The organism is Natronomonas sp. (assembly GCF_036625485.1).
Classification (GTDB): domain Archaea; phylum Halobacteriota; class Halobacteria; order Halobacteriales; family Haloarculaceae; genus Natronomonas.
On record NZ_JAZKTR010000115.1, the window covers coordinates 1 to 7,755 of the forward strand.

6 protein-coding genes are annotated in these 7,755 nt (G+C 64.9%); 5 read left to right on the forward strand and 1 reads right to left on the reverse strand.

Annotated elements, in window-relative coordinates; translation table 11 throughout:
• Positions 1–87 precede the first annotated feature (87 nt).
• The 5 genes from secF (at position 88) to V5A53_RS11025 (ending at position 6,658) form a co-directional block, all read left to right on the forward strand.
• Entirely contained in the window at positions 88–957 is an 870-nt protein-coding gene (gene secF / locus V5A53_RS11005; protein ID WP_332313660.1) for a protein translocase subunit SecF, read from the forward strand.
• Positions 954–2,555: a preprotein translocase subunit SecD gene (locus tag V5A53_RS11010; protein WP_332313661.1), complete on the forward strand. Its 1,602-nt coding sequence runs from the start codon at positions 954–956 to the stop codon at positions 2,553–2,555. Before secF ends, V5A53_RS11010 begins: the two co-directional genes overlap by 4 nt.
• 77 nt (positions 2,556–2,632) lie before the next feature.
• The gene (locus tag V5A53_RS11015) at positions 2,633–4,252 is read left to right on the forward strand and encodes a DUF255 domain-containing protein (protein ID WP_332313662.1); all 1,620 of its coding nucleotides are present in this window, start codon (positions 2,633–2,635) and stop codon (positions 4,250–4,252) included.
• Positions 4,253–4,356: 104 nt separating this feature from the next.
• The gene (locus tag V5A53_RS11020; RefSeq protein ID WP_332313663.1) at positions 4,357–5,163 is read left to right on the forward strand and encodes a TrmB family transcriptional regulator; all 807 of its coding nucleotides are present in this window, start codon (positions 4,357–4,359) and stop codon (positions 5,161–5,163) included.
• Between the two features lie 85 nt (positions 5,164–5,248).
• On the forward strand, positions 5,249–6,658 hold the full coding sequence (locus tag V5A53_RS11025) for a PAS domain S-box protein (RefSeq protein ID WP_332313664.1): 1,410 nt from the start codon (positions 5,249–5,251) through the stop codon (positions 6,656–6,658).
• On the opposite strand, the gene mptA is transcribed toward V5A53_RS11025, so the two are convergent.
• A complete protein-coding gene (gene mptA, locus V5A53_RS11030) occupies positions 6,655–7,587 on the reverse strand; it encodes a GTP cyclohydrolase MptA (RefSeq protein WP_332313665.1) in 933 nt (310 codons plus the stop codon). The genes V5A53_RS11025 and mptA overlap by 4 nt on opposite strands.
• Positions 7,588–7,755: the final 168 nt, after the last annotated feature.

Consider the following 7,755-nt stretch of genomic DNA (forward strand, 5'->3'; position numbering starts at 1 on the left):
AAACGGGGGCTCTGTGGCGGTTTCGCGGCCGACCCCTTCGACGCACGAACGATAACCCTTATTCGCGGGGCCCCCACACCGCAACGCATGGACTTGTCGGTACCGACTGTCGATTATTCCGACTACACCAACCGCCAGTTGGTCGCGATACCGCTCGGGCTACTGGCGGCCGCGTTGGTGATTCTCGCCGTCGCTACCGTCGTGACGGGGACGCCGGTCGAACTCGGCATGGAGTTCACCGGCGGTGCGGAAATACAGATACAGACGGACGACTCCCCCGAAGAGATCGAAGCCTCGTTCGACGAACCGGTCGAAGGGGTCACACAGGTCGGGTCGCCGACCAGCAACACCTACATCGTCGAGTTCCAATCGCAGAACTACGAGGACCTCGATGACCTCGTGACACAGGCCGAAGACGCCGGTTACGACGTCCAACAGCAGGGCGAACGGAGCGCGAGTTTCGCCTCCGACTCCCAGTCGCAGGCCGTCCTCGGCCTCGCCATCGCCTTCGCCGGGATGGCGGCGTTGGTCTTCCTCATGTTCCGGACGTTCGTCCCCTCCATCGCCGTCGTGGCATCGGCCTTCTCCGACATCATGATTCCGCTGGCGCTGATGCGGCTGTTCAACATCGAGTTGACGCTGGGGACCGTCGCCGCGCTCCTGATGCTCATCGGTTACAGCGTGGACTCGGACCTGCTTTTGAACAACCACATCCTCCGGCGGCACGGCGATTTCTACACCTCGACGTTCCGGGCGATGCGGACCGGTGTGACGATGACGGTCACCTCCATTTCCGCGATGATCGTGATGACCCTCGTCGCCAGCCTCTTCGGGATTCCGCTGTTGCCCGAGGTCGGTCTCGTTCTCACGTTCGGCCTGCTGGCTGACCTGATGAACACCTACCTGCTCAACGTGAGCCTGCTTCGCTACTACAAATACGAGGCGATCGCGAAATGAAACTGCATATCAAGAAACACTGGCGTATCTGGCTGCTCGCGCTGTTCGTCGTCGTGAGTACCGTCGCGCTCTTCCCGTTCGGGGAACTGCTCGGCGGCGGCGGCGAGGACATCGAAAACGGGACCTCCCAGGCGACTGCCTCCGAGTACACCAACCTCCAGTTCGGCCTCGAACTCTCCGGCGGGACGCAGGTCCGTGCGCCGCTCGTCGGGATGACCGCCGAAGCGGAGATCACCCGCGACGAGGAACAGGCCATCGAGCGATCCGTTCAACAGGAACTCAACGTCAGCGCCGGCGACGTGCGTGCAAGCGCCGACAGCAACACGGTCGAACTGTTCAAGGATCGCTACGAGGGCAACATCACGCAGGCCGAGTACGCGGCCGCCCTGCAGGAAGCCGGCCTCGACGTGACCGAAGAGGACGTCCGGATGGGCGTCACCGCCGACACGCGCGATGGCGTCGAGGACGTTCTCAACAACCGCCTCAGCGGACAGGGTCTCAGCGGTGGGCAGGCGACGCAGGTCTCCTCGCCCGGCCAGCAGTTCATGCTGGTCCGAGTCCCCGGCGCGAACCGCACCGAAGTCATCGACATCATCGGCGACCGCGGTCAGGTCGAAGTCGTCGCGCTGTACCCCGAGAACGGCACCTATCGCGCCGTCTCGCTGCTCGACCAGAGCGACTTCTCGGAGATCGGGACGGCCCAACAGGACCAGCAGGGGACGCCCTACGTCCCGCTTCGGGTCTCCGAAAGCGCCGCCCCCGAGTTCCAGTCGTCGATGCAGGAGTACGGCTTCGACCAGCAGGGCGGCACCCACTGTCGGAACTACGACCTCAACCGCTCGCTCGAGGAGAACAAACCCGAACTCGAAGGCGACCGCTGTCTGCTGACGACGCTGGACGGCGAGGTCGTCTTCGCCGCAGGCGTCAACGATAACCTCGCGAGCGCGTTCCGCTCCGGTTCGTGGGCCGAGGACCCCCGCTACCGGACGACCGCCTCCTCGCTGGAGGAGGCCCGCCAGCTCGAGATCAACATGCGTGAGGGCGCCCTCCGAACGACGCTGGACATCGACGGGCGCGGGACGTCGTTCTACCTCCAGCCGAGTCTCGCCCAGCAGTTCAAGCCCCTCTCGATCGCGACCGGCTTCGCCGCCGTTCTCGCGGTCGCCTTCGTCGTCTTCCTCCGGTACCGCAAGCCCGAGGTCGCCGCGCCGATGCTGGTGACCGCCGCGGCCGAGGTCTACATCCTCCTCGGCTTCGCCGCCGCCGTCGGCCTGTCGTTGGATCTGTCGCACATCGCCGGCTTCATCGCGGTCATCGGGACAGGGGTCGACGACCTCGTGATAATCGCGGACGAGATCATGCAACAGGGGGAGGTAAGGACCTCCAAGGTCTTCGAGTCCCGATTCCGGAAGGCCTTCTGGGTCATCGGGGCCGCGGCGGCGACGACCATCATCGCCATGTCGCCGCTGGCGGTCCTCTCGTTGGGTGACCTGCAGGGCTTCGCCATCGTCACTATCGTCGGCGTCCTCATCGGGGTGCTCATCACCCGGCCGGCCTACGGTGACATCCTGCGCATCCTCGTGTTGGGCGACAGATAACGGATCGGTTTTTCCGTCCGCTCTTCTCGCGGCGCCGCCTTCGAAGCCCTTTCGGCCCTGCTCGCGAAAGGAGTCGTATGACCTTTCGAGACGGGACGCTGGTCGACTGGCGGCCGTGGGGCCAGGAGGCCTTCGACGTCGCTGATCGGGCCGGAAAGCCCGTGTTGGCCTGCCTGACCGCGCCGTGGTGTGACTGGTGTGAGCGGATGGACGAGGAGACGTATTCGGACCCGAAACTCGCCGCCAACATCGGCGAGAGCTTCGTCCCCGTCCGCGTGGACGTCGACCGCAACCCTCGCGTCCGCGAACGGTACAACATGGGCGGCTTTCCGACGACCGTCTTCCTGACGCCCGACGGCGAGGTGCTGACCGGCGCCACGTATCTCGCCCCCGATACGATGCGCGGCGTCCTCGATAGCGTCCGCGAGTCGTGGAACGCCAAGGGCACCGCCGCCGGCAGCATCCCGCGGAACCTCTCCGATAGCAACCCGCCGAGCGGCGAGGTGACCGCCGACATCGAGGCCCACATGGTCGAACAGGTCGCGGCCTCCTTCGACGACGAGTACGGCGGCTGGGGCAGCGGCGGGAAGTTCCCCCTCCCGCGGACCATCGAGTTCGCCCTCAAGCGGGACCGCGACCGCGCGACCCGGACGCTGGAGGCGGTCCGGACCCACCTGCAGGACACCTACGACGGCGGCTTCTATCGGTTCGCCGAGAGTCGCAACTGGGGCGACCCCCACCGCGAGAAGTTGGCCGACGAGAACGCCGGCCTCGTGCGTGCCTTTACCACCGGCTACCTGTACACCGGCGAGGACGCCTACGAGAACACCGCCGAGCGAGCGGTCGACTACCTGACGACGAACCTCTGGACCGGCGAGGCCTTCGCCGGCAGTCAGGCCGCTGACGACGACTACTACACGATGAACCCCTCGGACCGCGAGGAGGCCGACCCGCCACACGTCGACGAGACCGTCTTCGCCGACCGCAACGGCATGGTGGCCGAGGCACTCCTCTCCTTTGCCGCCGTCACCGACCACGAGGGCGCGACCCGCTACGCCGAGCGCGCGCTGGAACACGTCCTCGATACGCTCGTCGCCGAGGGCCACGTTGCCCACTTCGACGCCGAGAACAGCGAGATGGGCCTGCTCGCCGACCACGCCCGCCTGCTCGGCGGATTGACGACCGCCGCACAGGTGACCGGTCCCGACGGCTGGCTCGAACCTGCCCGGGAGATCGCCGACGAGGCTATCGCCCGTCTCGTCGCCGCCGACGATTCCTTCCTCGACGGCGACCCGACCGGTGCCGGCCTGCTGGACCGCCCGCTGCGGCCGCTGGAGACGAACGCCGAGATGGCCGACGCGCTCATCGACCTCTGGGCGCTGGCCGGCGAGGACCGATACATGGAGACCGCGACGGATGCGCTGGCGGCCTTTGCAGGCGCCTACGACCGCATGGGCGTCGAGGTGGCCGGCTACGCCGCCACCTGCGCTCGCGCCCACTACGACCCGCTCGTCGTCCGGACGCCGCCGGCGGGGACGGACCTCCATCGGGCCGCGCTCCGTATCGCCGACCACGAGAAGGTCGTCGTCCCCGGCGAGCGTGACGACGCCGTCGTCGTCCGCTCGGGCGAGGAGAGCGCACCTGCCGAAACCCCCGACGAACTGCTCGAACGGGCCGCCGACGGGCCGGCGCCCTGATACGGGTCGGTATAACGACTTTCTGATACGCGTCGCGAATCAACAACTCACCGATTGGAAAACCCCCGGTGTGTTTATATCCCCCGGGCGTGAGAGCAGTCACAATGGCAAGCCTCAGAGATCTCGGGCTTTCGGAGTACGAGGCTCGCGCGTACCGTGCACTTTTAAAAACCGGTCCCACAACGGCCAAAGAGTTGTCGCGCGTCAGCGACGTGCCGATGGGCCGCATCTACGACGTGCTCAACAGCATCGAGCAGTACAACCTCATCCGTTCCCAGTCGGCCTCGCGGCCGAAGAAGTACGTCGCCGTCGAACCGACGACGGCGCTGGACCGCCTGCTGGAGGACAAAAAGCAGGAACTCAGCGAGAAGGCCAACCAGTACGAGGACATCGTCGACGAACTCACCGGCGAACTCGAAACGGCCGAACCCGTCGAGGACACCTTCTGGACCGCCGCCGTCGGCCCCGACGAAACAATCGACCTGCTGGTCGAGCGGCTCTCTGCGGCCGATTCCCGCATCGTCATGGTGCTTTCGACCTACACCGAGCAGTTCTTCGACATCGACACCGTCGGGACGCTCATCCTCGACGAGTTGAGCGACGCCCTCGAACGCGGCGTCGAGGTCCAACTCCTGATGCGACCCGACCTCGTTCCCGTCCTGCCGGAATCCATCGGCGAGCGCTACCGCACCTCGCTGATGGAACACGACGACTTCTCCGTTCGCACCAGCGAGAACGTCTCCGGTACGTTCACGCTCATCGACCGCAACGAGGTCGTCATCGAGGTACCCCACCCCCTCAAGAGTCAGGAGGTCTTCGCCATGATAGACCTCAAGGACCGCGAGTTCGCGGGGAACGTCCGCACCGAGTTCGAGCCCCGCTGGGAGAAAGCCCAGACGCTCTCCTTTTAAGCCCGCCGTTCAGCGCCGCATTCCTTCCTGGCAGGAGCTTTATTGTGTGAAGTAGCCACAAGCAACATAATGCTCGCCGTCGAACATGGTAGTCACCCCTCCGATGGAAGACAGCGAGCGCCTGTCGACGCTTCTCGATCTCACCCAGGACAAGATCGTCCTCATCGACGAGAGCGGGTCTTATAAATACGCCAACGCGGCCGTCGAACGATTACTCGGATACACCCCCGAGGAGTTCGTCGGCCTGAACGCCTTCGAGCATATCCATCCCGAGGACACCGAGACGGTACTGGAAGCGTTCAGACGGCTCATCGTCGCCGAGAAGGACAGGACCGACACCATCGAGTATCGACATCGAGCCAAGGACGGCTCGTGGGTGTGGTTGGAAAGCAGGATGCTGAACCGGAAGGACACCACCCTCGACGGCTACGTCGTCAGTTCCCGGGACATCAGCGACCGGAAGGAAGCCGAGGCCGCCCACCGGGAGACGAAACGACGCCTGCAGGAACTCGCCGCCAACGCCAAGGACGTGCTCTGGATGTTCACGGCCGACTGGGAGGAAGTGCTGTTCGTCAACGATGCCTACGAGGACGTCTACGGGCAATCGGTCGACCACGTCGAAGCGGACCCGTCGGGCTTTCTCGAAGCCATCCACCCCGACGACCGCGAAGCAGCCGCCGAGGTCATGGCCAGGGTTTCGGCCGGCGAAGCCATCGAAACCGAATACCGCGTCCATCCCGGACGGAACTACCAGCGCTGGGTGTGGGTACAGGCCCAACCGATCATCGAAGACGGCGAGGTCACCCGCATCGTCGGTTTCTCACGCGATATCACCGACCGCCGGCGCCGCGAGCAACAACTTCGGGTGATGGACAACCTCCTCCGGCACAACCTCCGAAACGACCTCAGCGTCATCATGGGCCACGCGGAGTTAGCCCGCGAGGAAGGTGGCCCATCGGTCGCCAAGAACATGGACACGATACTCGAGACCGGTACCGATCTCCTGACAACCGCCGAAAAGGAACGGGAGATCGTCGACACCCTCATCGACATCGAGTCACCCCAACGTCTCGATATGTGTCAGATCGTCCGCGAAACCGTCGAGATGGCACGCTCGACGTTTCCCGACGCCCACATCGACGTCGAGGCACCCGAATCAGCGACCGCCGTCGCCCTCCCGGAGATCGAACGTGCGCTGTACGAACTACTCGAAAACGCCGCGAAACACGCCGACTCGGCCCCCGAGATATCTATTCGCGTCCGGACCGCCGGCGAGAACGTCGAGATCGTCTTCGTCGATAACGGCCCCCAGATTCCGGACTACGAGGTCGAGCCGCTTTTCGGCACGGCGGAGCTCTCCGATCTGTTCCACGGCACCGGCCTCGGCCTGTGGGTCGTCTACTGGATCGTCGACTTCTCGGATGGCTCCCTGCAGTTCGAACCGGTCGGCGACGGCGGCAACCGAGTCACCGTCCGACTTCCACGGGCCGATTAGCTGTCGCCGTTTACTTCCTGCTTCAACTGGCTGAACTCCGCGACGCGCTCGGCGTGGGCGTTGTGCTGGTGGATCGACTCGTCGTTGGACTGTTCCATGTAGACGATCGCATCCTCGGCGAGGTCGGGGTACGACTCGACGAGCCCTTCGGCCATCGCGCGCACGCAGTCCTCGACGAACTTCGCGTCCGCGTGTGACTCGTAGGTCATGTGGTCCTCGTCGGGTCGCTTTGCGAGGTTGTAGATGCGCGCGCTCATCGAATCCCGCGCGATGTCGATGAGTTCCCGCAGGTCGACGCTCGGGTCACCCGTTGTCTCGACGGTCAGCGTCGCGTGGCCACGCTGGGAGTGGCCCGGCTGGGGGACCTCGTCGAGGAACTCGTCGATGGTCTCGCGGTCGACCTCGAGGCCCTGCAGGACGTCCCGGGCCCGCGATTCGCTCATGCCCTGCGAGCACGGACAGACCGTCATCCCGACGACGTGACAACCGATCTCCTCGCGGGTCCCGTCTTCGCTCGCCGTCGCCGAAGCGATGATATCGGCCGTCGCCTGTGTCGGCATCTTCGAGGCCGGCGTCTCGTCGCGAATCATGTACTCGGCTTCCATGCGGACCTCGGCCTGCGTCGTGTACTCGTGTTTCTCCAGCAGGCGCTCGGCGACGTCGCCGCAGATGTCCTCGACGCGAAGCGCGGGCTCGGAGACCGCCTCTTCGAGCATCTCGTCGACGACCTCCATGTTCCGGCTCATGTCGGCGCCCTTCCGCCAACTCGGAAGGTCGACGAAGACGTCGAACTCTGCCATCAGAACGATGGGCCGCTGGTCCGGCCGGTGAAGTTTCACGAGTTTCTCGACGCCCGTCACACCCACCCGGGTGAGTCCGACGCTCACGTCGGGGCTGGATGCCTGTACGTCCGGCAGCTGCTTACTCATTACATATTTAAACGGCTTGGCGGCCGTTAGGCGTTTCGAAAGGGGCAGCTAGGTGGGTCATGGTACACGGAGCCCGGTTTTCAGGCCGGATTTCCCGTCGTTTGCTTATAAGCTAGGCTTGGCGACATCTAGACCGCAAACAGCCGGAAAGCCCTCAGCCCGCTGGCG

Bases quoted from the DNA above. Each gene is read 5' to 3' on its own strand.
- secF (WP_332313660.1), top strand. From the start codon at position 88: ATGGACTTGTCGGTACCGACTGTCGATTATTCCGACTACACCAACCGC.
- V5A53_RS11010 (WP_332313661.1), top strand. From the start codon at position 954: ATGAAACTGCATATCAAGAAACACTGGCGTATCTGGCTGCTCGCGCTG.
- V5A53_RS11015 (WP_332313662.1), top strand. From the start codon at position 2,633: ATGACCTTTCGAGACGGGACGCTGGTCGACTGGCGGCCGTGGGGCCAG.
- V5A53_RS11020 (WP_332313663.1), top strand. From the start codon at position 4,357: ATGGCAAGCCTCAGAGATCTCGGGCTTTCGGAGTACGAGGCTCGCGCG.
- V5A53_RS11025 (WP_332313664.1), top strand. From the start codon at position 5,249: ATGGTAGTCACCCCTCCGATGGAAGACAGCGAGCGCCTGTCGACGCTT.
- mptA (WP_332313665.1), bottom strand. From the start codon at position 7,587: ATGAGTAAGCAGCTGCCGGACGTACAGGCATCCAGCCCCGACGTGAGC.